Origin of the sequence: Terrabacter sp. Root181, assembly GCF_001428505.1 — a bacterium.
Taxonomy (GTDB): domain Bacteria; phylum Actinomycetota; class Actinomycetes; order Actinomycetales; family Dermatophilaceae; genus Terrabacter.
Window position 1 is genome coordinate 1 of record NZ_LMHU01000010.1, and the last position, 21,045, is coordinate 21,045.

The 21,045-nt window shown below is 71.8% G+C and carries 18 protein-coding genes and 2 pseudogenes; 9 read left to right on the forward strand and 11 right to left on the reverse strand.

Going from position 1 to position 21,045, the window contains the following annotated elements; genetic code table 11:
- Window positions 1-131: 131 nt before the first annotated feature.
- A complete protein-coding gene (locus ASD90_RS20005) occupies window positions 132-536 on the forward strand; it encodes an SMI1/KNR4 family protein (protein WP_157623239.1) in 405 nt (134 codons plus the stop codon).
- Between the two features lie 214 nt (window positions 537-750).
- On the opposite strand, the gene ASD90_RS20010 is transcribed toward ASD90_RS20005, so the two are convergent.
- Complete coding sequence (locus ASD90_RS20010) at window positions 751-1,803, reverse strand: cation diffusion facilitator family transporter (RefSeq protein WP_056760329.1); 1,053 nt, start codon at window positions 1,801-1,803, stop codon at window positions 751-753.
- Window positions 1,800-2,186 carry a metalloregulator ArsR/SmtB family transcription factor gene (locus ASD90_RS20015; protein ID WP_056760331.1) on the reverse strand — a complete coding sequence of 129 codons (387 nt, stop codon included), beginning with the start codon at window positions 2,184-2,186 and terminating at the stop codon, window positions 1,800-1,802. Before ASD90_RS20015 ends, ASD90_RS20010 begins: the two co-directional genes overlap by 4 nt.
- 717 nt (window positions 2,187-2,903) lie before the next feature.
- On the opposite strand from ASD90_RS20015, the gene ASD90_RS20025 reads away from it, so the two are divergent.
- Window positions 2,904-3,197, forward strand: coding sequence for a hypothetical protein (locus tag ASD90_RS20025; protein ID WP_157623240.1), 294 nt, complete (start codon window positions 2,904-2,906; stop codon window positions 3,195-3,197).
- A 9-nt stretch (window positions 3,198-3,206) separates the two neighbouring features.
- Window positions 3,207-3,929 carry a DinB family protein gene (locus tag ASD90_RS20030; protein WP_056760336.1) on the forward strand — a complete coding sequence of 241 codons (723 nt, stop codon included), beginning with the start codon at window positions 3,207-3,209 and terminating at the stop codon, window positions 3,927-3,929.
- Between the two features lie 264 nt (window positions 3,930-4,193).
- Here the strand turns inward: ASD90_RS20030 and ASD90_RS20035 are convergent, their stop codons facing one another.
- The 3 genes and pseudogenes from ASD90_RS20035 to ASD90_RS20045 form a co-directional block, all read right to left on the reverse strand.
- Window positions 4,194-5,009: an IclR family transcriptional regulator C-terminal domain-containing protein gene (locus ASD90_RS20035; protein WP_056760338.1), complete on the reverse strand. Its 816-nt coding sequence runs from the start codon at window positions 5,007-5,009 to the stop codon at window positions 4,194-4,196.
- A gap of 48 nt (window positions 5,010-5,057) precedes the next feature.
- Window positions 5,058-5,309 (reverse strand): annotated as a pseudogene (locus ASD90_RS20040) (3-oxoadipate CoA-transferase); the annotation flags it as partial.
- Window positions 5,288-6,517: a thiolase family protein gene (locus tag ASD90_RS20045; RefSeq protein WP_056760341.1), complete on the reverse strand. Its 1,230-nt coding sequence runs from the start codon at window positions 6,515-6,517 to the stop codon at window positions 5,288-5,290. The gene ASD90_RS20045 and the pseudogene ASD90_RS20040, both read right to left, overlap by 22 nt.
- A 404-nt stretch (window positions 6,518-6,921) precedes the next feature.
- On the opposite strand from ASD90_RS20045, the gene ASD90_RS20055 reads away from it, so the two are divergent.
- On the forward strand, window positions 6,922-7,458 hold the full coding sequence (locus ASD90_RS20055) for a GNAT family N-acetyltransferase (RefSeq protein ID WP_056760345.1): 537 nt from the start codon (window positions 6,922-6,924) through the stop codon (window positions 7,456-7,458).
- Between the two features lie 41 nt (window positions 7,459-7,499).
- Here the strand turns inward: ASD90_RS20055 and ASD90_RS20060 are convergent, their stop codons facing one another.
- Window positions 7,500-8,240 (reverse strand): phosphotransferase family protein, encoded by a 741-nt coding sequence (locus ASD90_RS20060; protein ID WP_056760347.1) that lies wholly within the window; start codon window positions 8,238-8,240, stop codon window positions 7,500-7,502.
- A 229-nt stretch (window positions 8,241-8,469) separates the two neighbouring features.
- Here ASD90_RS20060 and ASD90_RS20065 point away from each other — a divergent pair, with 229 nt between their 5' ends.
- The 3 genes from ASD90_RS20065 (at window position 8,470) to ASD90_RS20075 (ending at window position 14,013) form a co-directional block, all read left to right on the forward strand.
- Window positions 8,470-9,294, forward strand: a complete 825-nt coding sequence (locus ASD90_RS20065; RefSeq protein WP_056760348.1) for a nucleotidyltransferase domain-containing protein — start codon at window positions 8,470-8,472, stop codon at window positions 9,292-9,294.
- A gap of 89 nt (window positions 9,295-9,383) precedes the next feature.
- Window positions 9,384-13,505, forward strand: coding sequence for an AAA domain-containing protein (locus ASD90_RS20070; RefSeq protein ID WP_056760350.1), 4,122 nt, complete (start codon window positions 9,384-9,386; stop codon window positions 13,503-13,505).
- Window positions 13,506-13,575: 70 nt separating this feature from the next.
- On the forward strand, window positions 13,576-14,013 hold the full coding sequence (locus ASD90_RS20075) for a tetratricopeptide repeat protein (RefSeq protein WP_056761101.1): 438 nt from the start codon (window positions 13,576-13,578) through the stop codon (window positions 14,011-14,013).
- Window positions 14,014-14,150: 137 nt separating this feature from the next.
- Here the strand turns inward: ASD90_RS20075 and mscL are convergent, their stop codons facing one another.
- The 3 genes from mscL to ASD90_RS20090 form a co-directional block, all read right to left on the reverse strand.
- A complete protein-coding gene (gene mscL, locus ASD90_RS20080; RefSeq protein ID WP_056760352.1) occupies window positions 14,151-14,516 on the reverse strand; it encodes a large conductance mechanosensitive channel protein MscL in 366 nt (121 codons plus the stop codon).
- Window positions 14,517-14,676: 160 nt separating this feature from the next.
- Window positions 14,677-15,378: an SAF domain-containing protein gene (locus ASD90_RS20085; RefSeq protein WP_056760354.1), complete on the reverse strand. Its 702-nt coding sequence runs from the start codon at window positions 15,376-15,378 to the stop codon at window positions 14,677-14,679.
- Window positions 15,378-16,256 carry an S-methyl-5'-thioadenosine phosphorylase gene (locus ASD90_RS20090; RefSeq protein WP_200958665.1) on the reverse strand — a complete coding sequence of 293 codons (879 nt, stop codon included), beginning with the start codon at window positions 16,254-16,256 and terminating at the stop codon, window positions 15,378-15,380. The genes ASD90_RS20085 and ASD90_RS20090 overlap by 1 nt, the downstream gene beginning before the upstream one ends.
- Window positions 16,257-16,339: 83 nt before the next feature.
- Here ASD90_RS20090 and ASD90_RS24775 point away from each other — a divergent pair, with 83 nt between their 5' ends.
- A complete protein-coding gene (locus ASD90_RS24775; protein ID WP_056760357.1) occupies window positions 16,340-16,558 on the forward strand; it encodes a hypothetical protein in 219 nt (72 codons plus the stop codon).
- A 62-nt stretch (window positions 16,559-16,620) separates the two neighbouring features.
- On the opposite strand, the pseudogene ASD90_RS24780 reads toward ASD90_RS24775, so the two are convergent.
- Together ASD90_RS24780 and ASD90_RS20100 are read right to left on the reverse strand one after the other, a co-directional pair.
- A pseudogene (locus tag ASD90_RS24780) lies at window positions 16,621-16,716 on the reverse strand (FmdB family zinc ribbon protein); the annotation flags it as partial.
- Window positions 16,717-16,761: 45 nt separating this feature from the next.
- Window positions 16,762-18,282 carry a potassium/proton antiporter gene (locus ASD90_RS20100; protein WP_082588906.1) on the reverse strand — a complete coding sequence of 507 codons (1,521 nt, stop codon included), beginning with the start codon at window positions 18,280-18,282 and terminating at the stop codon, window positions 16,762-16,764.
- A 229-nt stretch (window positions 18,283-18,511) separates the two neighbouring features.
- Between ASD90_RS20100 and ASD90_RS20105 the strand changes: the two genes are divergently transcribed.
- Window positions 18,512-21,043: a penicillin acylase family protein gene (locus ASD90_RS20105; protein ID WP_056761109.1), complete on the forward strand. Its 2,532-nt coding sequence runs from the start codon at window positions 18,512-18,514 to the stop codon at window positions 21,041-21,043.
- The last annotated feature ends 2 nt before the right edge of the window (window positions 21,044-21,045 follow it).

The following is a 21,045-nucleotide window of genomic DNA, read 5'->3' on the forward strand; positions in this document are numbered from 1 at the left end:
CGAAGGCCAGAAAAGTATGAGTGCTGACCCGCCAGCCGCTACCGGAACCGAGCCTCCCAGCAACACCAGGCACCCGGCTAGAACCCATGAGATGAGTGCGCTCCGTGGGGTGCCCCTGCCAGCATGTGCTCATGCCCGACTGGGATGAGCTGCTTCAACGCGACAGCTACAAGCGGGCGCCAGGGGCCACTGACGACCAACTCGACGCCGCGGAGCAGGCCCTCGCCCTGATGTTCCCCGCGGAACTGCGTTCGCTCTACTTGGTGAGTGATGGGGTGGTCGATGCCGCCGGACAGTGGTTCGTCATCTGGCCGCTCGACATGCTCATTGCAGAGAATCTTCGCCGGCGGAGCGACCAGATGCTGCCGCACGAGGCAATCGCCTTCGGGGACAACGGAGCCGGAGACCCATTCGTCGTGTTTGAGGGACAACGAGCCGTGAGCTGCTGGTACCCGATCGAGGGCCGAACAACACAGCTAGCGGCTGGCCTCGACGTCTTCTGGCGCGGATGGACCGACGGCACGATCGCTACCTAGCGCTGGGTCCCGTATCCGCTTGCGCACCGATGGCCGGCTGCTGAGCTGCCCGCGGAGGTAGTGGTCAGGCGATCCTCGTTCCCCTCAAGAGCGGCATGACCGCACACCTACGCCAAGCGACGACGTAGTTCTTCGTGCTCGTCCTGGAGACGGAGATCGAGAAGGTCGGCGCCCGCGGCGTGGACGTGCGACCCGGTGGGCGTGCTCCCGAGGACTATGCGGGTGGGTGGACCAGCTCGTCGTGGTGGGCCGGGTAGGCGTGGACCACTGCGGTGGTGAGCCGCGGTGTCGCACGCACGAGGTCGGCCTCGGCGCGGTGCGCCAGATCGTGTGCTTGCCCCAGGGTGGTGGCGGCATCGACGTCGAGCTCGGCCTCGGCGTGGATCTCGTGGCCGATCCAGCGCATCCGGACGCTGCGCACGGCGGTGACTCCCGGGATCCGGAAGAGGGCGGTCTCGGCTGCGTCGACGAGGGCGGGGTCGATGCCGTCCATGAGGCGTCGCAGGACGTCGCGGCCTGCGGTGCGCAGCACGAAGACGATCGCGACGGTGATGACGAGGCCGACGAGGGGGTCGGCCCAGTCCCACCCGATGGCGACGCCGCCCGCACCGAGTAGCACCGCGAGGGAGGTGAAGCCGTCGGTATGCGCGTGGTGGCCGTCCGCGACGAGGGCGGCCGACCCGATGGCCCGGCCTTCGCGAATGCGGTAGACGGCGACCGTCTCGTTGCCGACGAAACCGACGAGTCCGGCGAGCGCCACCCACCCGACGTTGTCCACGGGCGCTGGGTGCAGCAGCCGGTCGATGGCCTCCCACCCGGCGACCACGGCTGACAGGGCGATCATGGCGATGACGAAGAGTCCGGCTAGGTCTTCGGCGCGGCCGTAGCCGTAGGTGTAACGCCGGGTGGCTGCGCGTCGCCCGAGGGCGAAGGCGATCCAGAGCGGGACCGCGGTCAGGGCGTCGCTGAAGTTGTGGATGGTGTCGGCCAGCAGCGCTACCGACCCCGAGAATGAGACGACGGCGAGCTGCGCGAGAGCGGTGACTCCGAGGACGACGAGGCCGATCTTGACCGCGCGGATGCCGCGGGCGCTCGACTCCAGGGCGGAGTCGATGGAGTCCGCCGCGTCGTGCGAGTGGGGCGTGACCGCGTGCCGGAGTCGAGCCCACCAGCCACTCGCGTGCTCGTGGCTCTGCTCGTGACCGTCGTGGTCGTGCGGGCGGTCGTGAGCATGGTCATGCCGGTGTTGATGCTGGGAGGCGCTCATCGACTCCGCCCCCTTCCGGCGATCCGGGTGATGGTCGAGTCGGCGGACCGGTGGTGTGACGGGACGCCGTCGGAGGCGTGTTCGGCGTTGTGGATCGCGTCGCGGACCAGGCTCGCGACGTGGTCGTTCTCGACCCGGTAGAACACCTGGTTGCCGTCTCGACGAGTACGGACCATGCGCGCCATCCGCAGCTTGGCCAGGTGCTGTGAGACCGCTGGCGCGGGCTTGCCCACGACCTCCGCGAGCTCGTTCACCGAGCGCTCGACGTCGCGCAGCTCCCACAGGAGGCGGATACGAGTGCCGTCGGCGAGCATCCGGAAGATCTCGACGGCCAGCTCCACCTGTTCGTCAGGGAGCCGACCATGCTGCGTATCTGCATCCATACGCAGATTCTAACCCTGCTGCGTTCCCGCGCTTCGACCGCGCCCGCTCTACGAGTTGGGTGCAAGGACGCGGTCGGTGACGGGGAGCGTGCGCAGTGCCGCGACGACGACGTCGTGGGGTAGTGCGCACCGACCGCGGGCCGGGGCCGACGTTGCAGGCACACCAGGGTCGGGCCCGCACTCGGGGCGTCCCGCCCTCACGCGCGGCATGAGCGTCCGTCCGTGGCGGGGATAGAGTTTCGACGGTGACCGACAGCTACGACGACGGCACGATCGTGTGCGGCCCTGACCGGCTGGAGGTCCACTCGTACGCTTCCCGTTCGCTACCAAGAGCGTCCCGTACTCGCAGATCCAGGGCCTCCAGCGCATCGAGGTCAGGGGAGTGTTGTCTGGCAAGTGGCGCCTCTGGGGGACGGGCAATCCGCGGTACTGGGCCAACCTGGACACGAGGCGACCGAGGAAGAAGGCCGTCTTCGTCGTTGACCTCGGGCGTCGGGTCAGTCCCGTCGTCACCCCGGACATGCCTGATGCGTTCGAGTCCGCGCTGCGAGCCCGAGCGAAGCTCGAAGCGGGGAATGCCCGTCAGCTGAACGGCCCCTTCATCTGAGGGTCACCATTCCGATGGCGCCGGCCACGCTGCCGGACACCGGTGTGACACCTGGCCCTGGGCGTCGGCGAGCCCGTGGAGGAGACTGGGGCCGGGAGGAGGTCTCCACGATGGATCCACGGATCGATGACGCCATCGCCCAGCGTGTCGGTGCGCGACGTGTGATCCCACGGTGGGAGTTCCGCCATCTGCGCGCTCCGGGGTACGTCCGCGTCGGAAGTGGGCTCGTCCTCACGACCTGCAGCCTCCTGACCCTCAGTCTCGGTGGAGACGACGCGAAGACCTACGAATGGGCAGTCGCCTTCCTGGTGCTGGCCGCGCTCACGTCGCCCAGGGGTGCTTGGGAACTGATGATCGCCCGCTCGGCGGCCGATCCGATCGCGCGCGTGTGCGAGGCGTCCTAGCCTGTCTGCATGCGGCGCTTTGACGACGAGGACCTGACCGGGGCGGAGTTCCGCGAGTGCGACCTGAGTGGGGCGCGGCTGGTCGGTGTTGTCATGCAGAACGTGGAGATCGACGGCCTGGTCACCAACCTCACGGTCAACGGGGTCGAGGTGATGCCGTACGTCGAGGCGGAGCTCGACCGGCGCCACCCGGTGCGGCTGCTCATCCGCTCCGACCAGCCGGGTGACCTGCGACAGGCGTGGCGACAGCTGGGGGATGACTGGGCCACGACCATCGAGCGAGTCCGGTCCATGCCCGAGGGCAGCGAGCATCAGGGTGTCGACGGTGAGTGGTCGATGGTCGAGACCCTGCGGCACCTCGTCTTCGTGCACGACTCCTGGTTCCGGCGCTGCGTGCTCGGGCTGACCGAGCCCTTCACGGCGATGGGACTGGCGTCTCCGTTCGTGCCGGATCAGGAGGAGCTGGGTCTCGACCAGTCGGCCCGGCCGGGTCTCGACGAGGTGCTCATCGTGCGCGACCGGCAGGCGTCGGAGATCGAGGCGTGGCTGGGCGAGGTCACACCCGAACAACTCGCAGAGCCCGCGCCGGTGCCGGACGATGACAGATGGCCGCCGTATGCCAAGGGCCGGCGCGTGCAGCAGTGCCTCGTCACAGTGCTCAACGAGGAATGGGAACACCACGGGTTCTGCAGGCGCGACCTGGACACGTTGTCGCGGCGGGGGATCGTGTAGAACGACTCGAGACAACACCGCACGCTCATCGGCACGGCCGCCCGGAGGCCTGAGCGGTTGCCGGACTCTCCACGTGCTGGGTCGTCCAGCTGGTTGGCAGGTCCACGTGGGTGCCGCTCCGAATCAGGGCCACGCCGTCGCGGCCTGAGCCGCACGTCGCAAGAGGGTGCTGGCGGCTCCGAAATCCTGGTAGCCGCCACGGCGCTCGAGCAGCTCGACGTGAAGCGCCCGGTCACGATGGAGCTGGCCGGCACCGACGCGCAGTCAGGGCTTGGGCGCCCCCGAGCGCTGGGGCTCGTCGGCCATCTCGGACCGGGTCAGCCGCAGGTCGTCGCCGATCGCGCCGGCGGTCGCGAGCAGGCGCCGGGCCAGCTCCTCGTCCGCGAACCGGTCGGAGGACGCGCTGGTCGTCGACACGTTGATGGCGGCGATGGCCTCGCCCCGGGGGTTGAAGACCGGCGCGGCCACCGAGCGCAGGCCGATCTCGAGCTCTTGGTCCACCACGGCCCAGCCGCGCTCGCGGGTGCGCCCGAGCTCATCGCGCAGGGCCGCCGGGTCGAAGAGGGTGTGGGGCGTGACCGGTTCGAGGCTCGCGCGCTCGAAGTACGCCTCGAGGGCGTCGGCGGACGCAAAGGCCAGCAGGACGCGGCCCATCGACGTGGCGTACGCGGGAAAGCGCGTGCCGACCCGTATCTCGACGGCCATGATCCGCCGGGTCTGCACGCGGGCGACGTAGACGATGTCGTCGCCGTCGAACACGGATGCCGACGTCGACTCGCCCAGGTCTGCGGTGAGGGCCTTGAGGTGTGGCTCGGCCACGACGGGCAGGCGCAGGGACAGGAAGGCGTGGCCGAGCGAGAGCACGCGTGGGGTCAGCGAGAAGAGCTGACCGTCGCTCCGGACGAAGCCGAGCGCCTCGAGCGAGAGGAGGAAGCGACGGGCGCTCGCCCTGGTCTGCCCGGTGCGCCTCGCGACGTCGCTCAGCGTCAGGTCGCGGAGCTCGGCGTCGAAGGCGCGGATGACGTCGAGCGTCTTGGCGACGGACCTGACCATCTCCCGGCTGCCGCTTGCCTCAGGCATGAGCTCCTCCCGGCGCTACTGTGTCACAAGGCGATCCATGGGTTTCGGTCAGGCGCGCCGCAGCGGCACCGACACCAGCGCCTGCAGCTCGTCGAACGTCATCCCGTGGGTCTCGCGCACGAGGACGCTGACGTCGGCGTCCGCTGCGGCGGCGTCGCGGTCGATGGGGAACACGGCCACGTCGGTGTAGACGCTGCTGACGCACGCCACCCCGGTGAGTGGGTAGGTGCACGCGTCGACGAGCGTGCACTGCCCGTAGCGGGTGAGCAGGGTCATCATCACGACCGTGTCCTTGGCTCCGCGCTCGGGGCGCTGACGTTCTCGAGCACGACCGCGAGACCCTGGCCGACACCGATGCAGATGCACGCCACGCCCCACCGGCCGCCGCTGCGCTGCAGGTCGCGGGCGAGGGTGCCGAGGATGCGGCCGCCCGAGGCCCCGAGCGGGTGGCCGATGGCGATGGCGCCACCGTGCCGGTTGACGATCTCGGGGTCGATCGGCCAGGCGTCGAGACACGCGAGCGACTGAGCGGCGAACGCCTCGTTGAGCTCGACGGCGGAGACGTCGTCCCACGCGATGCCGGCCCGCGCGAGCGCGGCGTTCGCCGCCTCGACGGGGGCGTAGCCGAAGTACTGGGGCTCGAGCGCGGTCGCGCCGCGCCCTGCGATCCGGGCGACGGGGTCGAGACCGATCTCGTCGCGGGCTGCCTCGCTGCCGAGCAGCACGGCCGACGCACCGTCGTTGAGCGGCGAGGCGTTGCCGGCCGTGACGGTGCCGCCCTCTTTGCGGAAGGACGTGCGCAGTCCGGCCAGCCGTTCCGTCGTGGTGTCGGGACGGATCGACTCGTCGCGGGTGAGGTCGACGCCGGGCACGGGGATGACGAGCTCGTCGTACCAGCCGTCGTTCCACGCCTGGTCGGCGAGGCGGTGCGACCGCTCCGCGAAGGCGTCCTGGCGGTCTCGGGTGACACCGTGCTTCTCGCGCAGCTGCTCGGTGGCTTCGCCGAGCGACACCGTCCACTCCGACGACATGGCCGGATTGACCAGCCGCCATCCGAGCGTCGTCGAGGCCAGCGCCAGATCGCCTGCGGGATAAGGCTTCTCGGTCTTGGGCAGCACCCAGGGGGCACGACTCATCGACTCGGCCCCTCCGCTGATGACGATGTCGGCGTCGCCGGTCTCGATCGAGCGCGAGGCGAGCATGGCCGCGTCGAGGCTGGAGCCGCAGAGTCGGTTGACCGTGGTGCCGGGGACGCTCGTCGGCAGGCCGGCGAGCAGGGTGGCCATGCGTGCGACGTTGCGGTTCTCCTCGCCGGCCCCGTTGGCGTTGCCGAGCACGACCTCGTCGACCTGCTCGCCGAAGCCACCCTCGGCGAGGCCGGGCGCGCGGGTCACGATCTGCCGGACGACGTGGGCTGCCAGGTCGTCGGGGCGAGTGCCGGCGAGCAGTCCCCCGAAGCGGCCGAACGGGGTGCGGACGGCGTCGTAGACGTATGCGGCGGTGGTCATCACCGGTCTCCTGCTTCCGGGCCGCGCGCGCGGCCGCTGTCGTGTGCGTCGTGGTGGTCGGTGTCAGTGTCGATGGTCGTCTCGCCCTCGGACTGCTCGAAGCGGGCGAGCTCCTGCTCCGCGACGGCGAAGGCGTGGTTGGCGGACCCTCGCGATGCCGCGGACCTCGTCCTCGCCGTGGACGTGCGCGATCTCGGCGCTGATCTCGGCCTGACTGTCCCGCGCCGGCGTGGCCTGTCGGCTCTCTACGACTGATTCGCTCATCTCGACCTCCTCGACGAGGGCGCCGATCCTAGCAATTCGTTCGCATTGTGCACCGCTGTGCGCTAAGCGCACACATGGCCGCATGAGATGGTCCGTGACCCCGCGTCGGGTGGGTGTTGCCCCGTGAGAGGGTCGCGTGCATGACGGGTGGAGCGAGCCGCGGTCGCGAGGTCGGGCTCGAGACGAGTCGCCTGCTGCTGCGGCCCTGGCGGGTGTCTGAGGCCGTCGTCCAGCGTGACCTGTGGACCGAACGCGACTCACGCGTGCCCCCGCATCGCCGCATCGACGCGGACGGACACCCGACGGTCGCAGACCTCGAGGAGTCGATCCGCACCGACCAGCCGTCGTCGATCGGTCTGCTGGCGGTCGAGCGGAAGGACGTCGGTGACGTCATCGGCTACTGCGGCCTCGTCGAGAGCGGACGCGGAGCGGAGGGGGAGCCGGAGCTGGCGTTCGAGCTGCTCCGTCGGGTCTGGGGCCAAGGTTATGCGACCGAGGCCTCGAGCGCGGTCCTGGACTGGGCGAGATCGGCCGGCTACGAACGGGTCTGGGCCACGGTCTGGGACTGGAACGCCGCCTCGCGCCGGGTGCTCGCCAAGGTGGGCTTCACCGAGACGGACCGCCAGGAGGTCGACCCGGCACGCGGGACCACCGTGTTCACCGTGCGGCGGCTCTGACCCCGGCCGATCGCGCACGATCGGTCCGAGCGCGAGCATCCTCAGAGCTGCGCCCTCAGCACGTCGATCTCGCAGCCCGGTGCCGCCGGGTCGAAGCCGTGCTCGACGAGCCAGCGGATCGCCGTCAGGCTGCGCAGTGACCACCAGGCCCGGACGACGTCGAGGTCGACGGACGACGCGCCGTAGCCGGCGACGACGTCGCCGAGGTGCTCCGGATGGCCGAGCGTCAGGCTGGCGACGTCGTACATCCCATCGCCCTGGCCCGCCTCGGACCAGTCCAGGACGCCGGTGACCTCGTCACCGTCGACGAAGACGTGGGCGACCTGCAGGTCGCCGTGCATGAACACCGGCCTCCACGGCCGGAGTGCCGCCTCCGCGACCTCCCGGTTCCGCGTGACCAGGCCCGCCGGAAGGACGTCGTTCGCCAGGAGCCACGCGCACTCGCTCTCGAGGCTCGACGCCTTCTCGTCGAGGCTCGCGCCCGGCCATGGCGGCAACGGCGCGTCGTGCAGGACGCGCAGCGCTGCACCCGCCGCGGTCCACGCCCCCGCCGACGCGGTCGACGGTTCGCCGAGGCGACCCAGCGCCGTCCCCCGCAGCGCGGCCAGCGCGAGCACGGGCGGCTTGCGCCACAGGACCTTCGGGGTCGGGATCGGCGCCAGCGTCATCGCCTCGACCTCGACGTCGGTGTACGTCTGGTCCCCGTCGACCTTCAGGAACACGTCGCCGACGCGGAGTGTCGCCCGCGCCTGGTGGGCCACCACGACCTCGACCTCGTCCACGTCGGTCAGTGTCGCGCACGAGCCACGTGGCGCCCACCGAATTGTCGGGCGCAGGACGGCACGTGCCGCGCGGCACCACACCGCCAGCGGTCGTCGGGCTCTGCCGGCATCGGCCGGGCTGGCACCGATCCTAGAAGGTGCGTTGCATCGGCAGTCGCGGTCACCGCGCTCGCGGAGGCCGGCGTCGCGTCGCCTCGGGTAGCCTCCGCCCCATGCCGACGGTGTCGCGATGATCCCCGACGAGACGCTGCGCCGGATGGTCGACGAGCTGACCGACGTGCGCGGGGTCGTCGGTGTCGTGCTGGGGGGCAGTCGGGCGCGGGGGGACGCGCTGCCGACGTCCGACGTCGACCTCGGCGTCTACTACGAGGGCACGCCCGACACCGCCGGGCTGAGCCGGCTCGCGAGCCGGTGGTCGGGGCGTGACGTCATGGTGGGGGAGCCCGGCTCGTGGGGCCAGTGGGTCGACGCGGGAGGCTGGCTCGAGGTCGACGGCACGGCAGTGGACTGGATCCTGCGCGACGTCGATCGCGTTGCCGCGCAGACGGATCGGGCTCGTCGGGGCGAGTTCGCCTTCCACGCTCAGGCCGGCCATCCTCTCGGCTTCCTCGACGTGTCGTATGCCGGCGAGCTGGCCACCGGGGTCGTCCTGGCCGACCCGTCGGGTCGGCTCGCGTCCCTGCGGACGGGCGTGACGGCATACCCCCGTGCCCTGCGCGACGCGTTGGTCGGCGCGCTGTGGGAGGCCGACTTCCTGCTCGGCGCGGCGGGCAAGGGTGCCAAACGAGCGGACACGACGTACGTCTCGCTGGCGCTCGCGCGGGCGCTCCTGCTGTGCGCGCACGCGCTCCATGCCGACGCCGGTCGGTGGGTGACGAACGAGAAGGGGCTCGTCCCCGCGGTGGCGACGCTGCCCCGGGCGCCGGCAGGCTTCTCCCGTGACGCCGCGCAGGCCCTGGGCTCGCTGGGGGCGACCGAGGAGTCCCTCGCAGCGACGATCGAGGCGGCGACCCGGCTGGTCGCCCGCACCCGGGCCGTGCTCGGCGAGCACTGACGACGGGTGGCGTACCCGTGCGGCGGATTCCTCTGCGCGGTGGTCTGTCGGTGGCCGGTACGCAGAGGTTCGTTCGTTAGCCTGCTGGAATGACCGACGCACCCAGGACCGACCCTGCCCTCACGGCCGAGTCGCCCTCGGGTGACCCCCGCGCCGACCGCGTCGCGGCCGCGGTCAAGACGTGGCAGCGCACCCTCGTCGACCTCGGCGGGCGCAACACGCTGCTCTGGTACCGCGACCTCCCGTCCGGCACACTCGACCTGACGACGGCCCATCCCGGTGGCGTCTCGATGCTGCTGGCCGGCCGCCGCACGCGCCTGTCCGACCTCGTCCGTGAGCCGGCCGCCTTCGACGAGGCCCGCCGCCGGGCGCGCGCGATCCGGTCCAAGGCCCTCGAGCTGCACGAGGAGCGGGGCATCGCCGCCGGCTTCGTCGCCATCGGCATGGCCACGTGGTCCGTGCCGCGCGCCGCCCGGCCGCCGGCCTCACCCGTCCTGCTGCGCTCGTGCGTGCTGCGGCCCACCGGCGCCGCCCAGGAGGACTTCGAGATCGACCTCGGGGCCGAGGCGGAGCTCAACCCCGTCCTGCGCGAGTACCTCCGCTCCGAGCAGGGCATCGAGGTCGACGGCGACGCGCTCGCCGACCTCGCCACGGCCGGCAACGGCTTCGACCCCTACCCGGTCTATGCCGCGCTCGGCCACGCGTGCGAACGCGTGCCCGAGTTCGAGATCAGCCCGCGGCTCGTCCTCGGCACCTTCTCCTACGCCAAGCTGCCGATGGTCGCCGACCTGGCCCTCCAGGGCGAGGCGCTCGCCAACCACGACGTCGTCGCGGCGCTCGCGGGCGACGAGTCGGCGCTCGCCGCCGTGCGGCTCCGCCTGCCGGAGAGCGACCCCGACCCCGACCCCGAGCACGAGTACCTCGTCCTCGACGCCGACGCCTCCCAGCACGCGGCCATCGACGCCGTCCGCGCGGGCGCCCACCTCGTCGTCAAGGGCCCTCCCGGCACGGGCAAGTCGCAGACCATCGTCAACCTCATCGCCTCGCTCGCGGCCGAGGGCAAGTCGGCCCTCTTCGTCGCCGAGAAGCGCGCCGCCATCGACGCCGTCCTCAGCCGTCTCGACCGGCTCGGCCTCGGTGACCTCGTGCTCGACGCGTACGACGGCCCGACCAACAAGCGCGCGACCGCCCAGCAGTTCGCCAAGAGCCTCGACGCCGCGGTCGAGAACGACGCTCCGGAGACCGACCGCACGACCTCGACGTTGCGCGACCGTCGGGCTCGACTGCAGAAGCACGTCGCGGCCCTGCACGCCGTGCGCGACCCGTGGGGGGTGTCGGCGCACGACGCACAGGAGGCCCTCGTCGACCTCGGCACGCGCACGCCTCCACCCACGTGCCACGTGCGCCTCAGCAGCCGCGACCTCGCCGGCCTGAGCCGGACCCGCGCCGTCGAGCTCAGCCGGCGCCTGCGGGACGCGGCCGGTCTCGGGGCCTGGACCCGGGACGGCGACGACCCGTGGTTCGGCGCCCGCATCCTCACCTCCGACGACGCCGCCCGCGCGCTCGACGTCACGACGCGCCACAGCACGATCGGGCTCGAGGACGCGGCCCGACAGCTCAACCGCATCCTCTCCGAATCCCGTGTGCCAGAGGCGAACTCGCTCGACGACTGGAAGTCGGCCTTCGCGACGATGTCGAGCGTCCGCGAGACGCTCGAGGTGTTCCGGCCCGAGGTCTTCGACATCCCGCTCAAGGAGCACATCGCCGCGACCGCCACGCGCGACTGGCGCGAGGCGCGAGACGTCGACATGGGCTGGCTCGACCGCTGGAAGATCCGCCAGCAGACCAAGCGCCTGCTCCGTCCCGGTCGGCCGCCGGCCAACCTCCACGAGGAGCTGGTGTCGGCCAGCGAGCAGCGCGAGCACTGGTTCGAGCTCGTCGGCGGCGGCGGCCGACCCGAGATCTCGCCGCGCCTCGACGAGGGACTGTCGCTGCTGGCCGGGCTCACCGCTGACCTCGAGTGGCTCGACGACCGCCTCCAGTCCGGCCCCGACGGGCAGACGCTGACGTCGCTGCCGCTGGGTGAGCTGCGCGAGCGTCTCGCCGGCCTCGCGAGCCGGCCGGACCGGATCGCAGTGCTGCCGCAGGTCACCACGGCCCTCGACGAGCTGCGCTCGGCCGGACTCGGTCCGGTCGTCGACGACCTCGCGGCCCGCGGCATCCCCACCGACCAGGTCACGGCCGAGGTCGAGCACGTGTGGTGGGCCTCGCTCGCCCAGGAGATCACGGTCCGCGACCCCGCCTACGGCGCCCACGACGGCGCGGGCCTGCGCCGTGACGTCACCGAGTTCGCCGACGCCGACCGCGCCCACCAGTCGGCCACGGTCGACCGCGTGCGCGCAGCGGTGGCCCGCAACATCCGCGAGGTCCTCGCCGACCACCCGGCCCACGAGGCGCTCGTGCGGGCGGAGGCCGGCAAGGCCCGCCGCCACAAGCCGCTCCGCGACCTCATGCCGCAGGCGTCGGCGACGCTCACGGCGATCAAGCCGTGCTGGGCGATGAGCCCGCTCGTCGTCGCGTCGACGCTCCCACCGGGCCGCTGGTTCGACGTCGTCATCTTCGACGAGGCCTCGCAGGTGCAGCCGGCCCAGGCGATCTCGGCCATCTCGCGCGCCCGGCAGGTCGTCGTCGCCGGCGACGAGCGCCAGCTGCCGCCGACGAACTTCTTCACCGTCGTGTCCGACGACGAGTCCGACGCGTCCGCCCCCGCCGACGAGACCCTGACCGAGGGCTTCGAGTCGGTGCTCGACGTGCTCGCCGCCGCGCTGCCGACCCGCAACCTCACGTGGCACTACCGCAGCCGCGACGAGCGACTCATCGCCTTCGCGAACGACGTGATGTACGACGGTCGCCTCACGACCTTCCCAGGCACGTCGCTCGAGTCCGCCGTCACGTTCGAGCCGGTCGACGGGCAGGCCGTCGTCCAGCCGGGCGTCGACACGATCGAGACGACCGACGGGGAGGTGGCCCGGGTCGTCGAGCTCGTCCTCGAGCACGCCCGCACCCGACCTGCCGAGTCGCTCGGCGTCATCGCGCTCGGCATCAAGCACGCCGACCGCCTCGAGGAGGCGATCACCGACGCACTGCGCACCGCCCCCGACGTCGCAGCCTTCTTCGACGACTCCCGCGACGAGCGCTTCTTCGTCAAGAACCTCGAGCGCGTCCAGGGCGACGAGCGAGACGCCATCATCCTGTCGATCGGCTACGGCAAGACCCCGCACGGTCGTGTCCTGCACCGCTTCGGCCCGCTCAACATCGAGGGCGGCGAGCGGCGCCTCAACGTCGCCATCACCCGCGCCCGCGCCCGGATGACCGTCGTGTCGGCCCTGCGCGCCATCGATCTCGACCCCGAGCGGCTCAAGGCCCGTGGCGCGCTCATGCTGCGCGACTTCCTCGCGTATGCCGAGCGACGGGGCGGCGTCGGCGACGACGACACCCTGTTCGCCTCGGCCCCCACCACCGTCGACCCGCTGCGCCACGACCTCGCGGAGCGGCTTCGCCGTCAGGGCCTCACGGTCCACGAGGACTATGGCACCGCGACCCACCGCATCGACATCGCCGTCGAGGACCCCTACCACCGGGGCCGGGCGCTCGTCGCCGTCGAGACCGACGGGAGCAGGTATGCCGCCCTCCGCAGCACGCGCGACCGTGACCGCCTGCGGCCCGAGCAGCTCGCCCGCCTCGGCTGGGTGCACGAGCGGGTGTGGAGCACCGACGTGTTCCGCGACCCCGCACGCGAGATCGCTCGCATCGTGACGCTGGCCCGCACCTCGTCCCCGCCCCGAGAGGAGGAGGCGTCGATCTCGACGCCGACCGACGGCGCGTCGCCCCCGACGGGAGCAGCGGACGGGGCCGTCGGGACGCACGGCGCGACCTCGGGCGGCGAGCCCGGTCCCTCGGCGGACACCACGTCCTCGAACGGGGACGGGGCGACGGCTGAGCCTGCTCCGGCACCGAAGCGCAAGCGGCGCCGGGTCTTCCGCAAGGGGACCGGAGCCGCCGAGGGCGCGGCCGAGGCCGATGCCGCCGAGCCCGGTGCAGCGCTCGGCCGCAGCAGCGACGAGCTCGACCTCGGCTGGGGAGAGCGACCCGCCGGGTCAGGTCTCGGCGACCGGTGGCTCGAGGAGCAGCGACCTCCCCACTACGAGTAAGCCCACGTGCGGACGGCCGGGACGAGGTCGCCGGCGGAATGCCGCGACCCTGCGCCGCGTTGTGGGGCTCATGAACACGACGACACCGTTCTCGCTGCGCCTCTCCTGGGCCCAGGGACTCTTCGAGCGGGGTGACCACGTGGCCGCCGCGACTGCACTGGCCGAGCTCGTCGACGAGATCGAGTCGTCGCGGACGGCCGGGGCGACCGACGAGGCCGTGCTGCACTCCGTCACCGACCTGCGCCTCATGTTGGCCCGGGCCTACTTCCAGTCCGCCCAGCTCGGCCGGGCCGAGTCGACCCTGACCCAGGTCATCGAGGAGTCGCCGACCGACTCCTACGCGCACCTGCTGCTGGGGCGCACGCTCCAGCGGGCCGGTCGCCACGCCGAGGCCGCCCGTCCTCTCGCCCTCGCCGAGGTCCTCGGTGACTACGAGCGCCCGCAGGCCTACGGCACCGCGACCCCCACCGTCACGACCGACACCGCCGACACCGCCGACACCGTCTGACCCGACATCGCACTCGGGGGCCCGTCAGGGGTGACGGTGGTGACCCTGCGCCAACTCGAGAGGGATGGCGGGTGGGACTGACGGAGGGGCGGGAGCCAACGGCTCCCGCCCCTCGACGTCCTGCTGCGTGGTCCGACTCAGCGAGCGCGGAGGCTGTCGCGGATCTCGGTCAGGAGGATGATCTCCTCCGACGGTGCCTCCGGCTCGGGCTCGACGCCCGCCTTGCGCCGCTCGGCGAGGTGGTTCATCGGCACGACGACGATGAAGTAGACCGCGGCAGCCACGATGACGAAGCTGATCAACGCGGTGAGGAACGCACCGAATGCGACCCCACCGGGCTTGTAGTCCGAGAAGTTCGGCGTGCCACCGAGCTTGCCGAGGACGTCCATGATGACCTTGACGAACGCGTCGACGACCTTGGCGAACGCGGTGCCGATGACCACCGCGACGGCGAGGTCGGCGACGTTGCCTCGCATCAGGAAATCCTTGAAACCCTTGATCATGAAGCGTCCCTTTCTGTGTCCCCGGACGGGGTGCTCGATGCCTCGGGGTCGGACTTGCGACGTCCCCGTGCGTCCTGCCTGGTCCTGCTGAGGGTGCGGGCCCGTGTGCGACGCTGCGACGGGAGTGGCGCATGAGGCGCGCACTCCGGGCATTCCGAGCCTACTGTGCAGGCCCCGACCCGTGCCTGATGGCGACGACCAGACTCTGGCCGGCCTCGAGAGCGCTGAGGCCTCGTGCCACGTCGGCGGCCTGCGCCGGGTCGAGGGCCAGGGTCACGCGTGCCGGCGCCCCGGTGCCGAGACCCGTCGACTCCTCGGCGTCGTGGACGGCGAGGACCACGACGTCGGCAGCGGCCCGCGTGCCGGAGCCGGTGGCGTAGAGGTCGACGTGGTCGCCGGCTCGCACCCCGACCGAGGCGGCGTCGAGGACGGGGACACCGAGGGCCACCCGGTCGTCGGGCTGGCCCGCGAGCAGGTCGCCACCGACCAGGCGCTCGGGGGTCACCACCTCGCGCGTGGTCAGCGGAGCGGCGGCGGAGCGGCCCAGCACGGCGTCGAGCGTCGTCAGCGCCGACACCGGTCGCTGCCCGTCGGGTCGCACCGAGACCGTGACGTCATCGGCACCGATGGGCTCGCCGGCAGCGACGTCCCGGACCATCACGACGGTCGGAACACCGGCTCCTCCCGCGGGGGCCGGGCGCAGCGTGCCGACCGTGACGAGCACGGCCAGAGCGGCGAGCCCCGCCGCAGCCCACCGCCGCCAGCGCGCTCGCCGGGCCCGTCGTCGCCGCGGACCGTCGGGCCACGCCGCGTGGCCGCGACCACGACGCCACCGCGAGCCCCAGCGGGTGCCGGCCGGCATCAGGGGAGCGGGAAGGGCAGCTCGAGACCGTCGAGGCTGCGCCGGCACGGGCAGGTCGCCGTCTCGTCGGGCTCGTGGGCCGGCATCTGGCCGATGGCATCGCGCAGGATGGACGTCAGGTGCTCGACGTTGGTCGCGAAGACCCGGAGCACCTCCTCGTGGGTGACGGCATCGCCACCCTCGATGCCCGCGTCGTGGTCGGTGACCATGGCGATCGTCGTGAAGCACATGGCGAGCTCGCGGGCCAGGGCCGCCTCGGGCATCGTCGTCATGCCGACGATGCCGAACCCGGCCTGCTGGTGCATGAGGGACTCGGCGCGGGAGGAGAACCGGGGCCCGTTGACGACGACGAGGGTGCCGTCCGTGACGACCTGCAGCTCGGAGAGCCGGGCCGCGTCGACGGCGACCTGGCGTCCGTTGGGGCAGTAGGGGTCGGCGAAGCCGACGTGCACGACCGGCCCCTCGGTCTCGTAGATGGTGTGCGCGCGGCCCCACGTGCGGTCGACGACCTGGTCGGGCACGACGATCGTGCCCGGGCCGTGCTCGGGCCTGAGCGACCCGACCGCGCAGGGGGAGAGGATCTGCCGCACGCCGACGGCCCGCAGCGCCCAGAGGTTGGCGCGGTAGTTGACACGGTGCGGGGCGAAGCGGTGGCCCTTGCCGTGGCGCGCGACGAAGGCGACGCTGCGCCCCTCCACCTCGCCGATGACGAGAGGGTCGCTGGGACGCCCGAACGGCGTCTCGACGTCGAGGGTGTCGTAGTCGTCGAGGAACTCGTAGAGGCCGGACCCGCCGATGACGCCGATCTCGGCGCGCGGACCCGGGGCGGGCACGCTCTGGACGGCGGGGTCGGACACGGTCGTCTGCTCAGTCGTCATGCGAGGAGCCTAGGGCGGGCACCGGGCCGACCGGACGGCATACGCCCTCGGGTGGGGACAACGTCCCCCGAGCTCAGGTGGTTGTGGACGACGAGCCGGACGACGACGACCCCGACGACCCCGACGACCCGGACGAGGTGGACGCAGGCGTCGACGACGTGGTGGAGGTGCTCGAGCCGCTCGACGAGTCGGACGAGGACGACGCCGCGCCGTCCTTCTTCCCCTTCTTCGTGTCACCCGAGCCGTCACCGGTGGCCGGCGTCGAGGTGCTCTTCGAGGCGGCGCGCGAGTCGGTCTTGTAGAAGCCCGAGCCCTTGAACGCGATGCCGACCGGGTGGATCACCTTGCGCAGCCGGGGCTCGCCGCACTCCGGGCACACCGTCAGGGAGTCGTCGGTGAACGACTGGCGGATGTCGAAGGCGTGGCCGCACTCTTGGCACGCGTAGGAGTAGGTGGGCACAGGTGAACCTCGGACGTCGGGGGTGGAAGAGAGCCGAGGGTCAGTCTACGGCCAGCCGGCGAGGCGCCCGCCCCGGCTGATCTCGCGGATGCGACGCTCGGTGCGCTGCTTGACCTTGGACGTCGTGACGACGAGCAGCCGGTCGCCGTGGCGGATCGTCGTGTGCCGTTCGGGCACGAACCCCTCGCCGCCGCGCACGACCAGCGTCACGTTGGCGCCCTTGGGCAGGCGGAGCTCGAACACGGCGACCCCGTGCAGCCGCGACTCCTCGCCCACGGTCACCTGGATGACGTCGGCGCTGATCTCCATGAGGGAGGTCGACTCGAGGTCGACGTCGACGGAGTGCACGTGCTCGGTGAGTCCCAGCCGTTTGGCCACCCACGGCAGCGTCGGCGCCTGCACGATCGTGAAGATGACGACGAGCATGAAGACGAGGTCGAAGATCCACTCCGTGTCGGGCGTCCCGACGACGAGCGGCACCGTGGCGAGGACGACGGGCACGGCGCCGCGCAGCCCCGCCCACGACAGGAAGGCCTGGTCGCGCCACGGCACCCTGAACCACGACACCGACGCCACCACCGACAAGGGGCGGGCGACGAGGAGCAGGACGAGGCCGATGGTGATGGCCGGGACGAGCTGCTCGTCGAGGCGCGTCGGGTCGGCGAGCAGGCCGAGCAGCACGAACAGCCCGATCTGCGCGATCCAGCCGAGCGCGTTGGCGAAGCTCTGGAACGCCACCCGGTTGGGCAGGCCCATGTTGCCGAGCACGAGGGCCGAGAGGTAGGTGGCGAGGAAGCCGGAGACGTGCAGGGCCGCGCCGACGGCGTACGCGAGCACGGTGAGGGCGACGACGCCGATGGAGAAGAGGGCGGACGACGCGCCCGCCACGCGGTGCAGCACCTGCCCGCCGAGCCAGCCCACGGCGACCCCGACGAGCGCGCCCCCGGCGAGCTCCAGCGCGGCGTGCAGGAGCAGCACCCACCACGGGTCGGCCGTGCCGCCCGGCATCCCCTGCGTAGCGAAGGCGACGACGAGGATGACGACGGGCGCGTCGTTGAAGCCCGACTCCGCCTCGAGCATCCCGGAGAGCCGTTTGGGCAGCGGCACGTTGCGCAGCACCGCGAAGACGGCGGCGGCGTCGGTCGAGCTGACGATGGCGCCGATGAGGAGGGAGATCGTCCACGACAGGGGCAGGAAGGCGTGCGCGGCCACCGCGACGACGAGGACCGACACGACGACCCCGACGGTCGAGAGCACGGCGGCCGGGGCCACCGAGTCCTTGATGTTGGACCACGACGTCGTCAGGCCGCCCTCGGCCAGGATGAGCACGAGCGCCGCGTAGCCCAGGACGCGGGTGATCGAGGCATCGTCGAACTCGATGCCGGCGCCGGCGTTGCCGAGGGCCAGCCCGATGCCGAGGTAGATCAGGAGCGACGGCAGGCCCGAGCGGACCGACAGGCGAACGGCCGCGACGGCCACGAGGAGCACGAGCGAGCCGATCAGGAGCACGCGCGTCAGGTCGTCGAGGTCCATGGTCGACGACGTGATGCTCGCGAGTGCGGTCAACGGCAGCTCCTCAGGTGTGGGGCAATCCAACCATCCCGGTGCCCGCCGCCGCGGGGCGGTCCGCGAGGCGTCGCGCCCGCGTCGGCCGGGTTTGTCGTCGGTTCGGCAACGATGTGGCGCAGCGCCCGACGGGCTGCGAGCCGCGCTGTCCGCGGTGGCCTAGGCTCGTCGCGTGTCACGGTTGAAGCGCGCCCGTCGGATCGTCCTGCTCGTCGCCGTCCTCGTCGTCATGGCGGTGGTCGGGGTCGGGATCCTGGCGATCGGGGTGGTGCGGCAGTCGTTCCCCGAGACCTCGGGCCAGCTCGAGATCGAGGGCCTGACGAGCTCGGTGTCGGTGCACCGCGACGCCCAGGGCGTCCCGACGATCTACGCCGACAACGCCAACGACCTCTTCCGGGCGCAGGGTTTCGTCAGCGCCCAGGACCGCTTCTTCGAGATGGACCTGCGTCGCCACGTCACGGCCGGCCGGCTCTCCGAGCTCGTCGGCAGCGCCGGCATCGACAAGGACAAGGTCATCCGCACGATGGGGTGGCGCCGTGTCGCCGAGCAGGAGCTGCCCAAGCTCGCGCCCGAGACCCGGCAGTACCTCCAGGCGTACGCCGACGGCGTCAACGCGTACATCAAGAAGGCCGAGACGCCCGAGAAGATGTCGCTCGAGTACACCGTGCTCGCCCGCCGCAACCCGGGCTACCGCGTCGAGCCGTGGACGCCGGTCGACTCGCTCTCGTGGCTCAAGGCGATGGCGTGGGACCTGCGCGGCGACTACAACGACGAGCTCGCCCGCGCGCGCCTCTCGCGCACGACGCGCTCGCTCAAGCAGATCAACCTGCTCTACCCGCCCTATCCCGTCGACCGCAACCTGCCGATCCTCTCGGAGCAGGACTGGCAGCCGGCGACCGCGAGCGACCAGGCGGCAAGCCCCGAGCCGTCGGCCCTCAAGGCGATGCGCTCGCAGGACGGCAACGCCGCGATCGACTCGGCCCTGGCGTCGGTCAACGCCGTCCCCTCGAGCCTCGGCCGCGGCGACGGCATCGGCTCCAACTCGTGGGTCGTCTCGGGCGCGCGCACGACGACGGGCAAGCCGCTGCTCGCCAACGACCCGCACCTCGCCCTGTCGATCCCGGGCATCTGGGGCCAGGTCAACCTCCAGTGCCGCACGTTGAGCGCCGCCTGCCCCTTCCAGGTCTCGGGCTTCGCGTTCTCGGGCCTGCCCGGCGTCGTCATCGGCCACAACGACAAGATCGCGTGGGGCATGACGAACCTCGGCGCCGACGTCACCGACTTCTACCTCGAGCAGGTCTCGGGCGACTCCTACCTGCGTGACGGCCTCAACGTCCGGATCGTCAAGCGCGAGGAGACGATCAAGGTGGCGGGTGGCGCCGACGTCCCGCTCACCGTGCGCTCGACCGTGCACGGCCCGATCCTGTCCGACGTCGTCCCGGCCGTCGACGCGGCGGGTGACCGCAGTGTCGTGCGGGGCGCCCCGCAGTCCAACCGGTATGCCGTGTCGCTCGCGTGGACGGCGCTGACCCCGGGCACGACGGCCGACGCGATCTTCGCCCTCAACCGGGCCACGAACTGGTCCGACTTCCGCAAGGCCGCGGCCCTCTTCTCGGTGCCGTCGCAGAACCTCGTCTACGCCGACACCGCCGGCCACATCGGCTACCAGGCCCCCGGCAAGGTCCCGGTGCGACGCTCGGCGACGCCCGGCGCGCCCCCCGGCTTCTGGCCGTCGCCCGGCTGGGACTCGCAGTGGGACTGGAAGGGCTACGTCCCCTTCGACGACCTGCCCAACACCTTCGACCCCGCCGAGGGCTTCCTCGTCACGGCCAACCAGGCCGTCACCGCGAGCCCGACGCCCTTCCTCACCTCCGAGTGGGACTACGGCTTCCGGGCCCAGCGCATCCGCACGCTGCTCGCGGCGACGCCCAAGGTCTCGCCCGAGGCGATGTCGCAGATCCAGGGCGACATCCGCAACACGTACGCCCCGGGACTCGTCGAGCGCCTGCTCGCGGTGCAGGTCGACGACTTCACCGCCCAGGCGCAGCGCCTGCTGCGCGACTGGGACGGCAGCCAGCCCAACGACAAGACGCGCGACGCGGCGTCGGCGGCGTACTACAACGCCGTGTGGAAGCACCTGCTCGAGTACACCTTCGACGAGCTCCCGCCCGACATCGCCCCCGACGGCGGCAGCCGGTGGATGGTCGTCATGGAGCAGCTGCTCAAGGACCCGAAGAACGACTGGTGGGACGACAAGACGACGCCCGGTGTCACCGAGGGCTCCGGCGAGATCCTCAAGCGGGCGCTCGTCGAGGCCCGCCTCGACCTCGCCCGTGAGCTGGGCAAGGTGCCGGCGACCTGGCGCTGGGGACGCCTGCACTCGCTCGACCTGACGCACCAGGTCATGGGCGCCGACGGCGTGCCCGAGCTCGTCCAGAACCTCTTCGACCGCGACGACATCGAGCTCGGGGGCGGCAACTCCATCGTCAACGCCAACGCGTGGAACGCCTCGAAGCCCGGCTACGACGTCACGAGCGGGCCGTCGATGCGGATGGTCGTCGACCTCGGCAACTTCGACGCGTCCCGCTGGGTCAACTCGACCGGCCAGTCGGGGCACGCCTACGACGACCACTACGCCGACCAGATCGACGCCTGGGCGGCCAACGAGACCTTCGCCTGGCCGTTCAGCCCGGCGGCGGTGCGCGACGCGACCGACGACGAGCTCACCCTCGTGCCGCCGTCGCAGGCCTCCACCCCCTAGCG